This is a genomic window from Streptococcus oralis, assembly GCF_001579525.1.
In the GTDB taxonomy this organism is placed as follows: domain Bacteria; phylum Bacillota; class Bacilli; order Lactobacillales; family Streptococcaceae; genus Streptococcus; species Streptococcus oralis_M.
In genome coordinates, this window is record NZ_KQ970789.1 from 442155 (window position 1) to 460597 (window position 18443).

Annotated in this window: 17 protein-coding genes and 2 pseudogenes; 4 read left to right on the top strand and 15 right to left on the bottom strand. The window is 39.9% G+C overall.

The features are described 5' to 3' along the window. Positions 1 to 8 precede the first annotated feature (8 nt). The 10 genes and pseudogenes from rsgA to SORDD25_RS05695 form a co-directional block, all read right to left on the bottom strand. A complete protein-coding gene (rsgA, locus tag SORDD25_RS05650; RefSeq protein ID WP_061852990.1) occupies positions 9 to 887 on the bottom strand; it encodes a ribosome small subunit-dependent GTPase A in 879 nt (292 codons plus the stop codon). A gap of 1 nt (position 888) precedes the next feature. Continuing rightward, a complete protein-coding gene (rsmA, locus tag SORDD25_RS05655) occupies positions 889 to 1761 on the bottom strand; it encodes a 16S rRNA (adenine(1518)-N(6)/adenine(1519)-N(6))-dimethyltransferase RsmA (protein ID WP_061852945.1) in 873 nt (290 codons plus the stop codon). Next, positions 1758 to 2094: pseudogene (locus tag SORDD25_RS05660) on the bottom strand (hypothetical protein). Before SORDD25_RS05660 ends, rsmA begins: the two are co-directional and overlap by 4 nt. A gap of 193 nt (positions 2095 to 2287) precedes the next feature. Further along, entirely contained in the window at positions 2288 to 3142 is an 855-nt protein-coding gene (locus tag SORDD25_RS05665) for an SDR family NAD(P)-dependent oxidoreductase (protein WP_061852947.1), read from the bottom strand. A gap of 123 nt (positions 3143 to 3265) precedes the next feature. Beyond that, on the bottom strand, positions 3266 to 3832 hold the full coding sequence (gene rnmV, locus SORDD25_RS05670) for a ribonuclease M5 (protein WP_061852948.1): 567 nt from the start codon (positions 3830 to 3832) through the stop codon (positions 3266 to 3268). After that, positions 3832 to 4605: a TatD family hydrolase gene (locus tag SORDD25_RS05675; protein ID WP_061852949.1), complete on the bottom strand. Its 774-nt coding sequence runs from the start codon at positions 4603 to 4605 to the stop codon at positions 3832 to 3834. Before SORDD25_RS05675 ends, rnmV begins: the two co-directional genes overlap by 1 nt. 263 nt (positions 4606 to 4868) lie before the next feature. After that, positions 4869 to 5411: pseudogene (locus tag SORDD25_RS05680) on the bottom strand (DUF6036 family nucleotidyltransferase). Then, positions 5404 to 5691 carry a hypothetical protein gene (locus tag SORDD25_RS05685; RefSeq protein ID WP_020902550.1) on the bottom strand — a complete coding sequence of 96 codons (288 nt, stop codon included), beginning with the start codon at positions 5689 to 5691 and terminating at the stop codon, positions 5404 to 5406. Before SORDD25_RS05685 ends, SORDD25_RS05680 begins: the two are co-directional and overlap by 8 nt. 2 nt (positions 5692 to 5693) lie before the next feature. Continuing rightward, a complete protein-coding gene (locus SORDD25_RS05690) occupies positions 5694 to 6149 on the bottom strand; it encodes a hypothetical protein (protein WP_061852950.1) in 456 nt (151 codons plus the stop codon). After that, on the bottom strand, positions 6139 to 7056 hold the full coding sequence (locus tag SORDD25_RS05695) for an IS1595 family transposase (RefSeq protein ID WP_061852951.1): 918 nt from the start codon (positions 7054 to 7056) through the stop codon (positions 6139 to 6141). The genes SORDD25_RS05690 and SORDD25_RS05695 overlap by 11 nt, the downstream gene beginning before the upstream one ends. 310 nt (positions 7057 to 7366) lie before the next feature. Between SORDD25_RS05695 and SORDD25_RS05700 the strand changes: the two genes are divergently transcribed. The 3 genes from SORDD25_RS05700 to SORDD25_RS05710 all read left to right on the top strand — a co-directional run bounded on the left by SORDD25_RS05700 (position 7367) and on the right by SORDD25_RS05710 (position 11532). Then, a complete protein-coding gene (locus tag SORDD25_RS05700) occupies positions 7367 to 8350 on the top strand; it encodes an adenine-specific methyltransferase EcoRI family protein (RefSeq protein ID WP_061852952.1) in 984 nt (327 codons plus the stop codon). A gap of 15 nt (positions 8351 to 8365) precedes the next feature. Further along, entirely contained in the window at positions 8366 to 9604 is a 1239-nt protein-coding gene (locus SORDD25_RS05705) for a GmrSD restriction endonuclease domain-containing protein (protein WP_061852953.1), read from the top strand. An 86-nt stretch (positions 9605 to 9690) separates the two neighbouring features. Next, positions 9691 to 11532, top strand: coding sequence for an amino acid permease (locus SORDD25_RS05710; protein WP_061852991.1), 1842 nt, complete (start codon positions 9691 to 9693; stop codon positions 11530 to 11532). A 181-nt stretch (positions 11533 to 11713) separates the two neighbouring features. On the opposite strand, the gene rpmH is transcribed toward SORDD25_RS05710, so the two are convergent. The 3 genes from rpmH to SORDD25_RS05725 form a co-directional block, all read right to left on the bottom strand. Beyond that, positions 11714 to 11848, bottom strand: a complete 135-nt coding sequence (gene rpmH, locus SORDD25_RS05715) for a 50S ribosomal protein L34 (RefSeq protein WP_000831905.1) — start codon at positions 11846 to 11848, stop codon at positions 11714 to 11716. Between the two features lie 144 nt (positions 11849 to 11992). After that, entirely contained in the window at positions 11993 to 13207 is a 1215-nt protein-coding gene (locus SORDD25_RS05720; RefSeq protein WP_061852954.1) for a pyridoxal phosphate-dependent aminotransferase, read from the bottom strand. Between the two features lie 143 nt (positions 13208 to 13350). Next, a complete protein-coding gene (locus tag SORDD25_RS05725) occupies positions 13351 to 13650 on the bottom strand; it encodes a hypothetical protein (protein WP_061852955.1) in 300 nt (99 codons plus the stop codon). 166 nt (positions 13651 to 13816) lie between these two features. On the opposite strand from SORDD25_RS05725, the gene SORDD25_RS05730 reads away from it, so the two are divergent. Then, positions 13817 to 14269 carry a universal stress protein gene (locus SORDD25_RS05730; protein ID WP_061852956.1) on the top strand — a complete coding sequence of 151 codons (453 nt, stop codon included), beginning with the start codon at positions 13817 to 13819 and terminating at the stop codon, positions 14267 to 14269. 123 nt (positions 14270 to 14392) lie between these two features. On the opposite strand, the gene SORDD25_RS05735 is transcribed toward SORDD25_RS05730, so the two are convergent. Continuing rightward, positions 14393 to 16456 (bottom strand): CAP domain-containing protein, encoded by a 2064-nt coding sequence (locus tag SORDD25_RS05735; protein WP_061852957.1) that lies wholly within the window; start codon positions 16454 to 16456, stop codon positions 14393 to 14395. 554 nt (positions 16457 to 17010) lie between these two features. After that, positions 17011 to 18390, bottom strand: a complete 1380-nt coding sequence (locus SORDD25_RS05740) for a Cof-type HAD-IIB family hydrolase (protein WP_061852958.1) — start codon at positions 18388 to 18390, stop codon at positions 17011 to 17013. Positions 18391 to 18443 lie beyond the last annotated feature (53 nt).

Genomic DNA, 18443 nt, shown 5'->3' on the forward strand with positions numbered 1-18443 from the left:
GTTTCTCCTTATTTTGGAATTTTTTTGCTGACTTTTTTATAGGTTTCTCTGCGATTTTCAATCTCACTGAGGAATTGCAGATAGTTGTCGAAACGGAAGTTTGCAATGATGCCCTCTTCTACTGCTGGTTTCACTGCACAAGATGGCTCATGAGTATGCGTACAAGTACGGAACTTGCAGTCTCGACTTACAGAGGCAATCTCTGGAAAGGCCTGGTTCAGCTCTTCAGCCGTTGACACTTCATAATCTAGCGATGAAAAACCTGGTGTATCTGCAATTTTACCCCCATTGAGATTGTAAAAACTAACTGCACGAGTGGTATGACGCCCACGACCTAGACTGTCTGAAATCTCTCCTGTTTCAAGATTGAGGTCCGGTGCGATTTTATTGAGAAGGGTTGACTTCCCAACACCTGTCTGTCCCATAAAGACTGTAGTCTTGCCTGTTAACAAGGGCAGGAGTTCTTCCTTACTGGTCACAAAGTCATAGCCAATGTCACCATAGGTCTGCTGGTAAAAACTTAATTCTTCCCTATCTTCTAGCAAATCTATTTTAGAAATATAGATAACAGGATGGATGCCCTTGTGTTCCAAGAGAAGCAAGAAGCGATCCAGCAAATTGCTATTAAAATCCGGCTCCTTAGCCGACATGATCACCACAGCTTGGTCAATATTGACAATAGGCGGACGAACTAGACTGTTTTTCCGTTCGTGAATTTTGAGGATATAACCTTCAGAATTTTCCTCCGCAGAAAAGTCTACCCAGTCCCCGACATAGGGTGTGTGGCCTTTTTTACGGAAATTTCCGCGCGCACGCGTCTGGTAAACTTGACCCTCACTCTCCACATAGTAGAAGCCCGCCAAGGCTTTAATGATTTGTCCCTGCATCTTAGAATCCTTGTCCTTTAAGCGCATCTGCTAGGCTAGCAAATTCTGCCAAGCTGAGAGCTTCTCCACGTACACTTGGTGACAAGCCCGCCTGATCTAAAGCCTTGGTCAACTTTTCCTTGACTTCCTCAGTCTTGCCAAAGTAGCCTGTCAGGTTATTCCACAAGGTCTTGCGGCGATGAGTGAAACTAGCCTTGGAAACCTTAAAGAAGAAGTTCTCGTCTGTTACTGCTACAGCCGGCTCTGGGCGGCGTACCATTTTCAGGATAGCCGAGTCCACGTTTGGCGCTGGCACAAAGACCGTACGAGGCACGATAAAGGCAACCTTGGCTGTCATGTAATACTGGACAGCAATCGACAAACTACCGTAAGCCTTGGTATTTGGCTGTGCGGAGATACGATCTGCCACTTCTTTTTGCATCATAACGACAAACTCACTAAAAGGAATGCCACTCTCGATCAAATGCATAAGAATAGGCGTCGTAATGTAGTAAGGCAAGTTGGCTACCACCTTAATGGGCAGGTCTGGATTTTTGAAATTCTGGATATGCTGGGCCAAGTCAACTTTGAGAATGTCCTCGTTGACTACTGTCACATTGTCAAAATCACGCAGGGTATCTGCCAAAATCGGTACCAAACGGTGGTCGATCTCAAAGGCCATAACTTGAGCTGCACGCTCAGCCAAAAATTCTGTCAAGGCACCAATCCCTGGCCCGATTTCGATGACATTAACCTGATCGTCAATTTCAGCTGTATCCACGATTTTTTGAAGGATATTGGTATCCGTCAGGAAATTCTGTCCGAAGGACTTTTTAAAGGTAAAACCGTGACGCTCCAGCACTGCCTTGGTCACGCTATAATCTGCAATTCTCATCTATTCTCTTTTCTAAATATAGTATGCTTCCGGGGTATAATGATAGAGCAAAACAAATAAGGGAATCTCAGTAATTCCTTCCAGCATTTCTTTTAAGACCGCATCTGAATGGATAATCTCTCGTGTTTTAGTGAAATAAACACCTTGTTCCCCATTTCGATTACGGAGTTCCCAGGCCACATTATTTCCCTGAACAGACGGCAAATAACGTTCCTTTTCTAGAGAGTCAAAAAATTCTTTCACCGTCATATCTTCAGAAATCTCAAATTCTGTCTCATGGGGCAATACATCATCCCCAATACACACAGAATCTCTGTCAACTCGGATTTTCATTTCGTTCTGTCCTTATAAGTTTCTATTTTAACGCTATCAAAATAAATCTAAGTACCTCTATTGTAACACATTCCCCTTATATTTTCGGGTTATCTGGTTATTGTTATCACTTTTCAGAACTCTCCAAACAGATTTCGATATCTAAATTTCTTTCCACTCTTGAAGTAAGCATAAAATTTATTTTTCTAATTCTTTATAGATTGTCTCTTGAAAAGGTCAGTTGTTCAAGTAAGGAATAGAGTTTTGCTTGCTCCTCTTCTTCGTAAGCAGATCTATTTGCTTTTACTTCCCTGCATTTCTCGTCATACAAAAAACCGTCATATCCATCTTCTGTAGATAAGGCTGTGTAGACTTTGACCATTTCTTCCGGGCTAATCGAAAATCTTGACTTGATTTTATACAAATTTTTCATAACAGTGCTGAGGTGATCATAGCGGCGCATATCAACTTTGACATTGGTCACACGGATTGCCTGAACCTTGATACCTTTCCAATGTTTCCGCATATAAAGCGACAACATCAACAAGGCCAGTTTATTCTGATAATAGGTCTTGGCGGGGCTGTAATGCTTTTGACCCTTCAGGTTATCAAAATCCAGCTTGATAAAAGGATAGAGCATGAGACCCTGAGAGGAAATAGCGATGATTCGACCATCAGAGGAAGCCTCCAGCAAGCCCCTTAAAAGATTGGACAAGAGAAAAGGTGCAGCTACATTGGTCGCAAACTGCTTTTCCAGTCCATCCTTTGTAAGGATGGGCTTTTTTACCGATAAATCAAAATCAGCCGCATTATGAATCAGCACATCCAGCGACCCTTCCTGCTCGATATAGGCCGCTGCTGCCTGCCGAACACTGGCCATATCAGCCAGATCGACCAGATAGTAGCTGATATGCGGATTTCCCGTTTGACGGACTAGATTTTTGCAGGCTTGATTAGCCCTTGCTTGATTGCGGCAGAAAAGGTTGACCTGCCAGCCTTTGTCGGCCAACTGCCTGGCAGCCTGATAGCCAATGCCACTGTTGCCGCCTGTAATAATGACTTTCTTCATGGGTCTGACCTCTTTTTCATTTCCTAGTACTTTTTTAGATTGCAAAAAAATTCATTCCAGCCTTTTGCAGTCTCATCATGATACAAGAACAAAAGGCTAGCAAATAACTTGACAAATCTTATTTTATTCTTGAAAATACCTCTCCATCACTTCTTCAACTTCCGCCAAAGTCACGCCAAACAATTCCAACCGCTTAAGGAGTTGCTTGCCGTTGGAATAGCCGATGCGGAGCTGTTCGCCTAGATACTCTCGGCGTCTACGGCTGTCTGCTCCCGCTAGGAAACCTAGGCGAATCAAGTCAGCACGACTGATGTCAAACTCGTTCTTGTTTTCAAATTGCTCTGTCACCTGAGCCAGCGCTGTTTTTAGGTCTTCATAGCTGGCGTGTTCAATTCCCAGAGAACGTCCCTTGGACTTAGATTTGGGAACAGCCTCATCTCGCTTGAGAAAGGCATGCTGCACTGTTGGAATAGCCGTCATAATCATGCGACGAATGCGCTCACCGTTAAAGTCAGGATCTGTAAAGACAATGACCCCATGCAGTTCATGCAGGCGTTGAATTCGCTCTATATCTTGATCATTGATTGCCGATCCTCGTGTCTCATAGGTCTCCACATCAAAGTAACGTTTGAGATTGGCCGTATCATCGCGACCTTCAACCACGATGACTTGGGAAATTTTTTCTTTCATCACTTTCTGTCCAATCCAAAGATACGCTCTGCATTTGCAGTCGTTACTGCGGCTAACTCCTCAGTCGTCATCCCACGCAAGTCGGCGATAAAGTCCACCACATAGCGTGTGTAGGCTGTTTTGTTTTCACGGCCACGCTTTGGTACTGGAGCTAAATAGGGCGCATCCGTTTCTACCAAAATTTTATCCAAAGGAAGCTCTCTAGCAGCTTCTTGGATATCCGTTGCTTTCTTAAAGGTCACCACTCCTGAGAAAGAAATGGTCATGCCAAGCTCGACAAACTTCTCAGCCCACTCGAGAGAGCCTGAAAATGAGTGCATGATGCCACCACGAGGACCAACGCCCTCACTCTTGATAATCTCATAAGTGTCTTCTAGCGCATCACGAGTGTGGACCACAAAAGGCAAATTCAAGTCCTTAGACAACTGAATCTGATGACGAAAAACCTGCTCCTGTACTTCCTTAGGTGCTGTCATCCAATGGTAGTCCAGACCAATCTCCCCCAAGGCAACAACCTTGGGATGTTTTAGTTTTTCAAGCAAGTAAGCTTCGACCTCATCTGTGTAAGTCCCTGCTTCCGTCGGATGCCAGCCAATAGTTGCGTAGAGTTGCTCATACTCATCTGTTAATTCTAGGGCTCGTTCAATGGTTGGCTTATCAAAACCAACAATATTCATCTGTGTCACACCCATCTCAGCAGCCAAGGCGATTTCTTCGGCCTCACGTCCTGCAAATTCTTCTACATTTAAATGTGTGTGCGTATCAAAAATCATCTCTTCTAACCTCATTTTCTTCCATCTATTATACCAAAAATAGCATCCCCCGGCTTATAAAAATATTCTAATACCGATCATTCTCCCTTGACTGCATTTTTTCAAAGCAGTATAATAACACTTATTGAAATTTTCAGCAAAAGAAAAGAAAATGTTTAGAAAATTAAAATAGGGAACTATATACCAGTTTACACTAGATACAATATATAGTGCTTACGAGAATATCAAAAAAGGCGACTTCCAAGCGGAAATCGTCTTTTAGTTTATCTCAATTCATCTGGATGTTCGGTCATGTATTCTGCTAACCATTCCATACCATAGGCTATCTCAAATACTTCCAATATCAATGAAAGGTCTGGTTGAAAACCATATTCTTTGAGCTTGTTGGTAACATCTTTTATGGAACGGATTTTGACTAACTTAATGATATCTCCTGCATCCTACCTATCTCTATCTCGTCCGCTTTCTAGCTTCATACCAAGAATGTAGGATAATGGCGGTACAAAAACAGTCAAATTTGAATAGCTAAATGCTTTCTCACAGATTGACCTTGGAGGTACTCTATTCATATTGGCAACGTTATTATTCAACCATAATTCTTCAGGTTCGTTCACACCAAAATCATCGCCAACTTTCTCAATAATGCTTCTGATTTTAGCATCTTCTTGATAAAAGGCATCTACATCTTGTGTTCCTCGGAGATTGTAATACTCCAGAACAAAACCACCAACACAGATAATTTCTAGGTCAATATTTTCCTTAGCTAATTCTGTATTGAGAGCCTCAAATAAAACTTTCTTATCCATAGTTACCCTCTCTAAAGAGTTTCAAAATATCTTTTGGCTGACTTTTACGGTTCGCCTGCAAAACGTGTTCTCTTGTATGTGTACCTTCTGTTAAAGCATCTTGAAGGGTTATTTTTTGAAAAGGTGTTAAGGTAGGATTTTTCAACAATTGCTCTACATCATCAGTAGTTAGTTTAGTCTCCTCATCTTTAATGACCTTATAAAGATAGCGAAACCACAAATCACCGTCACTTCCAGCATGTTCACTAGCTCTCACCATGTAATCGTACCATGTTGTCATTATTATTCCCCCTCATCTTTTCTAGGGTTATAGTGCATTGCTATCCAAAGTTTTTTGTCAAAATCAGATAACTCTTTTTTCTTCTGATAAATGCAATCGTTCAAATCAGGAAATTTGAGACTGTATTTTTTCTCAAAAAAGATCTGAAACTCCTCCTTACTTTCTGCAATATCAACCAAGGCTTCTAACTCTGCCATTTGTTTGGCAATAGCCTTTCTGTCAATTCTCTTTTGACTATTTCCAAGTACGTCATAAACACAACATTTTGTCAGTTTAGTATAAAAAGAGCGATGTTTAGTAACAAAATCAAAAGAATAGGTATTATCCCAGAGTTTGGTGTATTTATTGTAGAAACCATCTGAAAGGCTGACTTGATAACCAATCAGCTTACTATCAACCCTGCGAGCGATAGACCTTTCCAATTCAAAATGCAGGTCATGTAATGTATTAGTAGCCATAAATCAGCTCCCTGTATTTAGTTCGGACACAGGCATTTGAAATTAGGAGATTAAAACGCTCACTATCCGAATAGTCACGAGTATTATAACGAAAAACAAATTCATCTACATAGTCTTGAAGATATTTCTTAGACCACGAATGGTAAATTCCTAATACTCCACGTTTCAATCCAGCCCAAAAGCCTTCAATCGTGTTGGTATAAACATCACCTTGCACATACTCACTAATTCCATGATTAACAAAGTCATGATTATACATCTTAGACACTTTATTATAACCCAGCCATTCATCTGTGTAAAGTTGAGCTGTTTCCTTTACGTATTTGACAATCTGTTCAGTCAATGTTTTCGTCTTTGTATCTGGAACATGATGAGCATTAACTTTACCTTGGCGTTGTACCATACCTACTACAGCAGATTTGTCTTTCAATGAACGCCCTTGAGCATTTTTGACTTTTTTGGAGTTATGACGGTTCTTGTTTTTACCACCTATGTAGGTTTCATCAACTTCCACAACATCATCAAGACTATTGTTGTTTTCAGAACTAAAACACTTACGGATACGTTCTAGCATGAACCAAGCTGTTTTTTGCGTAACACCAATATCTTTTGATAATTGTACAGATGAGATTCCTTTTTTGTGAGAAGTCACAAGCCAGATTGCCATAAACCATTTACGAAGTTCAATTTTAGTATTGTCAAAAAGAGTACCAGTCTTGACATTGAAGTATTTTCCAGTATTTTTACAACGGTATTTGTTACCTTTACATTTGTAGACCTTTGAGGTAGCATCAAAAGGGCTGATAATCACATCTCCCCAAATCATATTTTCTAAATGGTCAATACATGACTGTTCATCAGGAAAAGCAGATTGTAAATCAAATAGTGACTTAAATTCAAACTTCATAACTGGTACTCCTTACTTCTTGATTATATTATATCTAAAAAAAGAATGATTGTCAACAAAAATGTAAACTTCTACTATGCAAAAAGCCAGAATTTTGATATAATAGAAGTATCAAAAATAAAGGAAATTAAGCATTATGAACGCAATCACAGCTCACAGCTCACAGCTCACAGCTCACAGCTCACAGCTCACAGCTCACAGCTCACGCTGATTATGTAATCGGACGTGTTTTTTATCAAGCTCTAAAACAGGCTTTTTCACATTTTTGTGAGGAAGCCTTTTATGCTCCCTACGAAAGTGGGGTGGCATAATGGCTGGCTCACTCCACAACGCTAAAAAAGCCAAAAACGATGAGTTTTATACTCGTTATAAAGATATTGCTGAGGAGATGGGGCATTATAGAGAACACTTTAGAGATAAGGTTATCTACTGTAATTGTGATGACCCAACACAATCAAATTTTTGGCGTTATTTTCATAACAATTTTGCTAGTTTGGGTATTAAAAAACTGATAGCAACACATTTTCAAGAAGATAGCGAACCTTCGTATGCTCTGATTTATGAAGGTGGCGATGACTTCAATATGGAAGCTGGAAATATTGAAACTATTTATGGAGATGATGAGTATACCGCTGGAGATTTTCGGAGCGAGGACAGTATAAACTATCTGAAAGAAGCTGATATTGTTGTGACCAATCCTCCGTTCAGTTTGTTTAGAGAATATATTTCTCAATTAATGGAACATCAAAAAAAATTTATCGTTATCGGAAACAAAAACTCTGTAACATATAAGGAAATTTTTCCACTTATTCAGAATAACCAAATTTGGATTGGTGCTAGAAGTATGAATTCAGACTTTTGGTTGTACGTTCCAGAGGGAGCTGATTATGAAAAATTGGATGAAGATGGAAAAAAAGTAAAGCATATAATGGGTTGTTGGTTTACTAACTTAGATTTACAAAAACGACATGATGGTTTATGGCATGTAGGTGATGTATTTGACCAAACAAAAGCTCATAAATATTACGAAGGGTTTGAGAGTAAATACCCTAAATACGATAACTACGATGCAATAAATGTAGATAATGTTAAAGACATTCCAATTGATTATGATGGTGTAATGGGAGTACCAATAACTTTTATCAATTATTTCAATCCAACTGAATTCGAGATTATTAAATTCAGAAAAGGAGATGACGATAAAGATTTAACAATAGATGGGAAACCTCCATATTTCAGAATTTTAGTTAGAAATCTAAATCCTATCAGTCGTGATGAAGATAAGGGATATTGATAAAAGGAGAATAAAATGAAAGTAAGAAGATTAAGAGATATACTTGATAGACCATTCACTATCAGAGATTTAGCTAGTGGGTATACCAATAATGATGATGGTGCTACTACTGACGCTGTAAAAGGATATAATGGTAACTTGAATATTCGTCCTTCTTATCAGAGAAATAGCGTATATAACGAAGATAAGAGACAAGCTGTAATTCAAACCGTTTTAGATGAGTGTCCTTTAGGTATTATGTACTGGGTTGATTTAGGAAACGGACAATATGAAGTTCTCGATGGTCAACAACGTATTTTAGCTATTTGTAATTATGTTATGGGGAATTACTCTGTAAAATCAAGTAAATTTCCATCCAGTGCTCCACAACAAGATTTCCCAAATCTTCAGATGAACCTAACTGACTTAGCAGAACAAATTCTTGATTATGAGTTAGACATATATGTTTGTGAAGGAACTGCTTCCGAAAAAATGAAATGGTTTCATGTTATCAATACAGCAGGCGAACCATTAAATGAGCAAGAATTAAGAAACTCTGCTTATACAGGAACTTGGCTTTCTGATGCTAAACAAAGATTTTCAACAAAGACTGGACGTGGCGTTGTACTTGCTGACGAGAACCCGAATAACGATAAAGCAGAACCACTATTAAATGGTAATTGGAATAGACAAGAGTATCTACAAACTGCTATTAAATGGGCTTCACAAAATGATAATGACGATAGTACAAATACAATCGAAGATTATATGTTGAAGCACCAAGGAAATGCAGATGCTTCTGAATTATGGCAAAATTTTTCTGCCATAATTGAATGGGTTCGTGGAAAGTTTGTAAGCTATCAAAACAGTTTGAAAGGGATGGATTGGGGAACAATCTACAAAGAGTATCAATTAGGACAGTTAGACAACAATATCATCAAAAATAGTGCTTCTGTCATTAACGAAAAAATTGCAGAGTTAGTAAATGATGATGAAGTCACAACTAAAATGAAAGGGATTTATCAGTACATCATTTACGGAGATTCTAAATATCTCCAACTTAGAGCTTTTGATGATAAAACCATCAAGCAAAAATATGAAGAACAGAGCCATCACTGCGTTTATTGTGTGGATGAAGGAAACAACAGAGAGTATGCTCTTAAAGAACTAGCAGGCGACCATATTACACCATGGTCTTTAGGTGGAAAAACTGTCCCTGAAAATTGCCAACTATTATGTAAAAAGCACAACTCTTCAAAAGGGAACAACTATTAAGATTGAAAAGGCGACTTCCAAAACGGAAGTCGCTTTTTTTTGATATTATCGAAATACTATATCTTGTGGTTGGTGTAATCTGGTATATAGTTCCCTTAAAATATACCTTTATCGGTCGACCACTCAAGTCTCTCACAGACGGCGAAGGGGGATTGTTGGGAAAAATGCAGGCACTTGCAATATTATCCAGTGATGCCCTGTCTTCTATTGCCTATGGACCTGAACAAGTCATTCTCGTTTTAGTCAGTCTCTCTCCTCTCGCTATTTGGTGGAGCCTCCCTATCGGTATTTTTGTCCTCTTACTCCTCGCTAGTTTGACCATTTCCTATCGTCAAATTATCCACGCCTATCCTCAAGGTGGTGGGGCTTATATGGTCACTCGGGAAAATCTCTCCCCTGAACTAGGCTTGATTGCAGGCGGTAGCCTCCTTGTTGACTATATGCTGACAGTAGCCGTATCCGTTGCTTCTGGAGCTGATGCTATTACTGCAGCCATCCCTGCCCTCCATCCCTATAATCTTCATATCTCTATTTTCCTAGTCTGCCTGCTCATGCTCTTGAATTTAAGAGGATTGAAAGAATCTGCCAGCTCTCTGATGATTCCCGTCTACCTCTTTATCTTCAGTACCGTCTTTCTCTTGCTTTATGGGTTCTTTCAACTATTTACAGGTTCCCTAAACTATCAGGCGACTTCAACCATTGGACAAACCGTTCCGAGCCTTTCCATCGTTCTCCTATTGAGAGCCTTTACCAGTGGCTCTGCCTCTCTGACAGGGGTTGAGGCTATTTCAAATGCGGTACCATTTTTCAAAACTCCGAAAGAAAAGAATGCTGCTCAGACCCTGACCATCATGTCGCTGATTTTAGGATTTCTTTTTGCGGGCATTACCTTCCTAAACTACTGGATGGGCATCACACCTCAAAATGGAGAAACCATCCTCTCGCAAATGGCCAAGGGCATTCTTGGTGATTCATTTTTTGGTCATGCTAGCTACTATCTCTTCCAGTTCTCAACAGCCTTGATTCTAGCTGTAGCTGCAAATACTGGCTTTTCAGCCTTCCCTATGTTGGCCTACAATATGGCTAAAAACAAGTACATGCCCCATCTCTTTATGGAAAAAGGGGATCGCCTTGGCTACTCCAACGGTATCTTAACTCTGGCTTTTGGAGCTATGATCCTTCTTCTCATTTTTAATGGGAATACTGAACGCTTGATTCCTCTTTATACTATCGGGGTCTTCGTTCCCTTTGCCCTTTCTCAGACTGGGATGATTCGTCATTGGAAAAAGGAAAAAGGAGCAAACTTCTTAAAACCTGCCTTTGCCAATATCCTTGGGGCCATCATTTGTTATGCTATCGTTCTCATTTTACTCCTCTTCAGACTGGGTGATATCTGGCCATTCTTCCCAATTATCCTAGTTTTAACCTTCCTCTTTTTGTCCATTCACAGCCATTACCAAAAAGTGGCAAAACAACTACGACTCTACGAAGGAATTGAAAAGCGCACTTATGACGGCAATCTTGTCCTTGTTCTAGTAGGAAATGTCACTCGAGTAAGTGTCGGAGCCATTAACTACGCTCAAAGTATCGGTGACGAAGTGTTAGCCATGCACATTTCTACTAAAGAAACGGCCGAAAAAGACCAAGAAATCCTTCAGGAATTTGCCGATTACTTCCCAAATATCACTCTAAAGAATATCAATACCAGCTACCGCGACATCATCACCCCTAGCGTTAAATATGTCAAACGAATCGCCCAAGAAGCTAAGCAAAAAAACTACACCGTTACAGTTCTCGTACCACAGTTTATTCCTAACAAGCCTTGGCAAAATATCCTACACAATCAAATGAGCCTCAAACTAAAATACGCTCTCAGATGGCACGAAGATGTCGTTGTCGCTAGCTACTCTTATCACTTAAAAGAATAAACAAAAACTCAAAATCAGTAACTTATATCTGGTTTTGAGTTTTTTGTATGTGACCTTTTAAATGAGCCCTCCATGAGTTTCATCTGAAATGACCGATTTCGTGGACAATGCACCCTTTAAGATAAAAAGAAAAGTCAGTAGACTCGAGTTCCTACTGACTTCTTTGTTGAATTCGTTTGGATTATGCAGCCAAAACTTTGCGTCCTTTACGACGACGAGCTGCCAATACGCGACGACCGTTTTTAGTTGACATACGGTTACGGAATCCGTGTTTGCGCGCACGACGAAGTTTACTTGGTTGATAAGTACGTTTCACGATGAATACCTCCTCATAGATTTTGTATTCGTTTAGCCGGCTATAAAGTGATCAGTTACTAAACATACTTTACTATTCTATCTGATTCTTACCTATTTGTCAATAGCTCTAAGTAAATGTTTCCTGCTTTTCCCTATGAAAGCCTTATCTACGATACTGACTCAAGAAACGTGTCATCTTTTCTTGGATTTGCGCTAATTCGTCCACACGAGGAAGGTAAACGATACGGAAATGGTCTGGTTCCTTCCAGTTAAAACCACGACCATGAACCAAGAGAACCTTTTCCTGCTTCAAGAAATCAAGAACGAACTGTTCATCATCATCGATGCGGTACATATTGCGGTCAATTTTAGGGAAGATATAAAGACCCGCCTTCGGCTTAACCGCAGACAAACCTGGGATATCTTGGATAGCATTGTAAATGAAGTTTCTTTGCTCGTAAATCCGTCCACCAGGAAGGAGCAATTCATCTACTGACTGGTGCCCACCTAGTGATGTTTGTACGACTTGCTGGGCCAAAACGTTAGAGCAAAGACGCATATTGGACAGCATATTGAGACCTTCGATATAGCCCTTGACATGGTGCTTAGGACCAGACAAGACCATCCAGCCTACACGAAAACCAGCGATACGGTGAGATTTTGACAGACCATTCATGCTGACACAGAAAACATCAGGTGCCAAGCTCGCCACAGGCGTATGCACATGCCCATCCATCACCATGCGGTCATAAATCTCATCCGCAAAGATGATCAAATCGTTTTGACGAGCAATCTCAATAATCTCCAACAAGAGTTCCTTAGGATAAAGGGCTCCAGTTGGGTTATTTGGATTGATAAGGACGATTGCCTTGGTATTGGAAGTAATTTTTGACTTAATATCATCAATATCTGGGTACCACTCTGCAGCTTCATCACAGATATAGTAAACGGCATTTCCCCCAGCTAGGCTGACCGCGGCTGTCCAGAGAGGATAGTCTGGCATAGGCACCAAGACCTCATCGCCATTATCCAAAAGCCCTTGCATGGACATAACAATCAGCTCACTGACACCATTTCCAAGGTAGATATCATCAATGTCCACATTAGGGAATTTCTTCAGTTGGCAATACTGCATGATGGCCTTGCGGGCTGAGAAAATCCCTTTGGAGTCAGAATATCCCTCACTATCACGCGCATTCATAATCAAGTCATGAATGACCTCATCAGGCGCTGTAAAACCAAATTCTGCTGGATTTCCTGTATTCAGACGTAAAATCTTTTCTCCGTTTGCTCGCATCCGCATAGCTTCTTCCAAAACAGGGCCACGGATATCATAGGCAACATGCTCTAACTTACTAGACTTGTTATATTCTTTCATCTTGTTTCCTCAATTCATAGAGATAGTAACATTATACCACTAGAAAGGGATTGCGACAAGTTTCCTGAAATGAGCAAGCAAAGAAAAAACTCACAACGACTAGGTTCTCACTGTCTAAGCAACTAGAATACAGAAGTATTATCTCACATACCAAAAGACAAACCTAGAAAGATCAGCACTAAAAAGGAATCATACAAAAGATTAAACATGAGAAAGAGCCCCCACGTGACCAAATAGTCCAAGCGACCACTTCTCTTTGCAATCACAAATAAAATGATGTGGTAGACTAGGTGAAAGAGAAGAAATCCAACAAAACCTGGATATAGAACGGGCACGACTCTTTCCAGCTGCCAAAGCATCACTACTTCTCCTACAAGTGACGCAAGGATAATTCCATGATAAAGAAAACTTATTTTTTTAGAAGCTTGAACAAAATCTTTCATACTTTCTCATCACCTCGCTGTGTTTTCTACTATCCCGTTTTCTTTTATTTTAACATATCTCCACCAAATTGAATCTCCAATAATATTTATTGAAATATGATTTTTACTTTACTTCTTTAGTGAAAAGGGTTACAATAACAGTAAGAAAATTTCAGGAGGTTTCATTATGGCACAACGTTACCAAAATGTTATGGTCGCAATTGATGGTTCTAAAGAAGCGGACTTGGCTTTCGTCAAAGGTGTTTACACTGCTCTACGCAACGAATCCAAGCTCACCATTGCCCATGTTATCGACACACGCGCTCTTCAAAGCGTGTCTACCTTTGATGCTGAAGTTTACGAAGAACTCCAAGTCGATGCTGAAAGTCTGATGAAGGAGTACGAAAAGCGCGCAAGAGATGCTGGTGTGACCGATATTCACATCGTCATCGAAATGGGAAATCCCAAAACCCTCCTCGCTCGTACCATTCCAGATGCAGAAGAAGTTGACCTAATCCTAGTCGGGGCGACAGGGCTCAATGCCTTTGAACGTCTCTTGGTCGGTTCTTCATCTGAGTACATTCTCCGTCATGCAAAAGTCGATTTGCTGGTCGTGAGAGAAAGAGAAAAAACTTTGTAATCTTCAAGAAAAGGAGCTCTAAGCTCCTTTTTATTTACTCCGATTAATTGACGAAAAGGCTTTAAACAATTGTTCAAAGCCTCTGTCTCTTATTTAGAAAGTAGTTAATTCGAAAAGATTGAATTATTTGTAACGGTAAACCCAGTAGTATACACCGTTTCCATCTACAACTGCTGCGACTGCACCTTGAGTAACATTAGGATCAAGAAGCAAATCTCTCAAGCCGCTATTCGCCCATTTGTTAACAACCTTAGATGCATCTTCATCGCGACGTCCTACAAAACCATCACTATCATATTGACGTGAAATTTGATTTACTTTTGGAAGTGCTTCGTTTTGATAAATGTCATCTGACCAAGTCAACTCTTTCAACCCTTCAGCTTTACGAGTCTCGTTAATCTTAGCAAATGCTTCTTTAGCCTTATCTACAGCATCATAATTTGTATCATCCGTTGCTTGAACACGATAAATAAATTTAACATAACCAAGTTCAATGTTACGGTATTTATCATCATCCACACCGCTCTTAAGGTTAGCAATCAAGACGTAGTCTTTAGCCCAAGGGTTTTCCTTAGATTCTTCAAACAATTCTTTATGTTCAATTTCCCAAGTTACTTTTGCTTCCCAACCTGAGTTATCAACGAATTTAGGTTTCATCTTTTCAATAACATAGTTTTTGAACTCTTCAACATTCTTGAACGGAAGAGGTTGACCCGCTTTCGCCGTCTCGACAAGATTCTCTGAGTAAAGCTTCACGCTCGAATCGGCATCGCTGTACTTATACTCAACATCTCCTGTGTGTTCGTGTAGTTTTGGATCAAGAGCCGGATCATTTGGATCTGTCATCCCTTGAAGTTTCCATTTTTCGCCAAGCCATTTCCAGTATGCTGAATAACCTGTACGCTCTGAGTTAGATGGAACATAGTAGTAATGCGTGCTGCCATCAAAGTAGTAATTATTGTCATTTGTGAGAGCTCGATCACCTGGTTTTCCTGGTGGATAAATGAGTTTTGGAGTTTGTCCATTTGGACCCCACTCCAAGTGTTGTAGTCCTTCGGTTGGTTTTTCAACATAGGAAGGAATTTGATTTTCACTTGGCTCATCCGTCGTCACCAGACCTGGAGTTTCTGGAATAGCTGGTGTAGTTGGAGTTTCCGGTTTTGGTTGCTCAGATGGTTGCTCTGGTTTTGGTTCAAATGGATTGAATTCTCCCTCTGCACCATTATCGATTGGTGGATTTTCTGGAAGTTCAATTGAACCTGGCACCTCTGGTTTTGGATCTTCAGATGGTTGTTCTGGCTCAACCGGTGTTGGTGTCGGAACATCTGGTTTCGGTTCTTCAGATGGTTGTTCTGGCTTGTCTTCCGGAGCTGGTGTTGGTTGCTCTGGCTCAGATGGTGTTGGTGCTGGAACATCTGGTTTTGGTTCTTCAGATGGTTGTTCTGGTTGGCTTGGAGTTTCTGAATTGTCAGTAGAATTCTTCACCAATACCCACTTGCCATCTTGGTAATAGTAATAGTCACCATTATCTAACACATAGTAATGATAGCCATTTTCGTAACGATAATGTGGGTCATTTTCCAAATTATTAGTAGATGAGTTGTTGTTATTTGTCAACGGTTTCCATTCACCATCACGGTAGATGCGGTAGCTACCATCGCTCATACGATAGTAGTGATTCCCATTCCAGTAAATGTAATTTTCATCGTTTGCAAGGTTGTTATAGTTATTCCAACCATTGTAGCCATAATTGTTGTTCCAGTTGTTGTAACCGTAGTCATAATTCCAGTTATTATAGCCGTTGTTGTTCCAGTTGTTGTAACCGTAGTTATAATTCCAGTTATTATAGCCATTGTTGTTCCAGTTGTTGTAACCGTAGTTATAATTCCAGTTATTATAGCCGTTGTTGTTCCAGTTGTTGTAACCGTAGCTATAATTCCAGTTATTATAGCCGTAATTGTAACTTGGGTAATAGCTATTGTAGCTGTAGTTTCTTACACTATTATAAGCTGCGTTTCTGCTACTACGATTAGAATTACGATAATTTGTACGATTGTTACGCGTTGTATAGTAACTATTATTTCCATACCAATTGTAATCAGCATGAGCTTCACTTGGTGCAAAACTTGGAAGCATCGTTGCTGCTGTTAAAATAGAACCCGCTAGATAGGTGTATTTTTTTCTCATTTTTAACCTCTTTAGTCTATGATTTCAAAATAAAGACAACATAAAATTTGGAAAGCAGTTGTGCACGTATATTATGGTATAGCCTCAAAATCATTGTAAATTCTTGAAATCAACTTGTTTATAGGCCTGAAATAAACAAGTTGACTACCTGTCTACTTAAAAGCAAAAAAAATAAAAATCATTTTACAATGTTGACTACCTGTCTACTTAAAAGCAAAAAATAAAAATCATTTTACAATGACATGAGGCACTTCATATTTATTCGCTTTCTAGATTCATTCTAACATATCAATTTTTAAACGTCAAATATTTTGATAAAAGACACAAAAAATCAAATATATTGGTAATATATATATTTTTAAACATTTTTTTGCAAGCACTAACATTTCTTATTTTCACTCGCAAAAAAATATAAAACGTTTCCTTTTTAAAAAAATAGAATAAATATGCTATTAATAATTAGTGGTAGTTGTGATTACGTTCGGATTCTACCAATATACCATAAAAAGCCTTGCTTGGATTCTCCATCCAAGCAAGGCTTTATTTCATCTATTCTATTTTTCTTTGTGTCGCTCATATGCTCTCATCTGACGCTGAATCTCTTTTTGAATCGCAGCTTCTGGTGCATACTTCTCCTCCCAGTCATCTGGCTTGAGGATTTTGTGCGTAATAGGATCAAAATGAGCTTTTCCATCAGGGAAAATTTTCCCCATATTGGCCTCATGAACAATATCAAAAATACGCTCTGGATCGACTCCCATCAAGACAAAACTGCCATAGGTAAAATACAAGGTATCAATCAAGGCATCAACCTGCCCAATTAAATCTTGCTTAGCAGGTGTCTTATTCGCCACCTTATCTGCTGCTTTATCAAGCGCCTCATGCATACTTGCAAGCGACTGCTGGAATTCTTCCTCCGAAGAACTTGCCGCACGAACGAATTCTACTAATTCTTCGATTTTAAAGTCGGCTCGGTGCGTTGCGCCTTCAATATCCCAAGCTTGCGGTTCTTCTTGAGTCCGTTCATCCATCATATGGTGGAAGGTCTTGACCTTATTAAAGTGATAGTCTCGACTAACAAATACTTTTTCAGAAGCCAGAACACCAAAGTGCTCGAGCGCCTTATGAATTCCGTCTTGCTGGTTACTAGCCGTAATATGCTTGGCAACCTCTTTAACACTGCTGCTACCATTCCCCATGGCAACTGACATGCCGACACCGGCTAGCATTTCTAGGTCATTATCTGAGTCTCCAAAAGCCATGACTTGATTGAGGTCAAAACCATACTCTTTCCCAACTCGACGAATCCCTTCCAACTTGGAGTTCCCCTGGTTGATGATATCCGCTGCAAAGGGATTGCTTCGAGTTAATTTCAAGTCTTCAAAATCAGCTGCTGCCTTCTCAGATTCTTCTGGCGTCATCAGCATCAAAACTTGATAAATGGGTTGATTAATCAAGTTAAGCAAGTCGTCTTCCTTTTGAGGAACTGCCTTGCTAACCATCCGATTAAAAGAGCGACTAACGGTTCTTGTCAGCACAGTCGGGATAAAACGACTAACCAGTTGGGAAAAGGAGCCGAGACCAAATGACATAATCTTCGAACCAACAACGGCATGCTCGGTTCCAAGAGCGATTTCTTTACGCTCCTTTTTAGCATAAGCAATCAGTTTACGCAGGCTTGACTTAGCAATCGGGCTTGCAAAGAGCACCTTTTCTTTATTAAAAATGTATTGGCCGTTGTAGGTCACCGCAAAATCCAAGTCCAAGTCTTCCATCAATTCCTTGACAAAAAACGGCCCTCGTCCTGTCGCTACTCCAACAAGCACTCCTTGCTCTTTGACAATCTTAATCGCGTCCTTAGTGGATTTCAAAACACTCTTGCGATCGTTGACTAGCGTTCCATCGATATCAAAAAAAACAGCCTTGACTTCCATCCTGTCCCATTCTCCCCTTTTGTGTTACAATGATTATACCACATTTCAGAAAG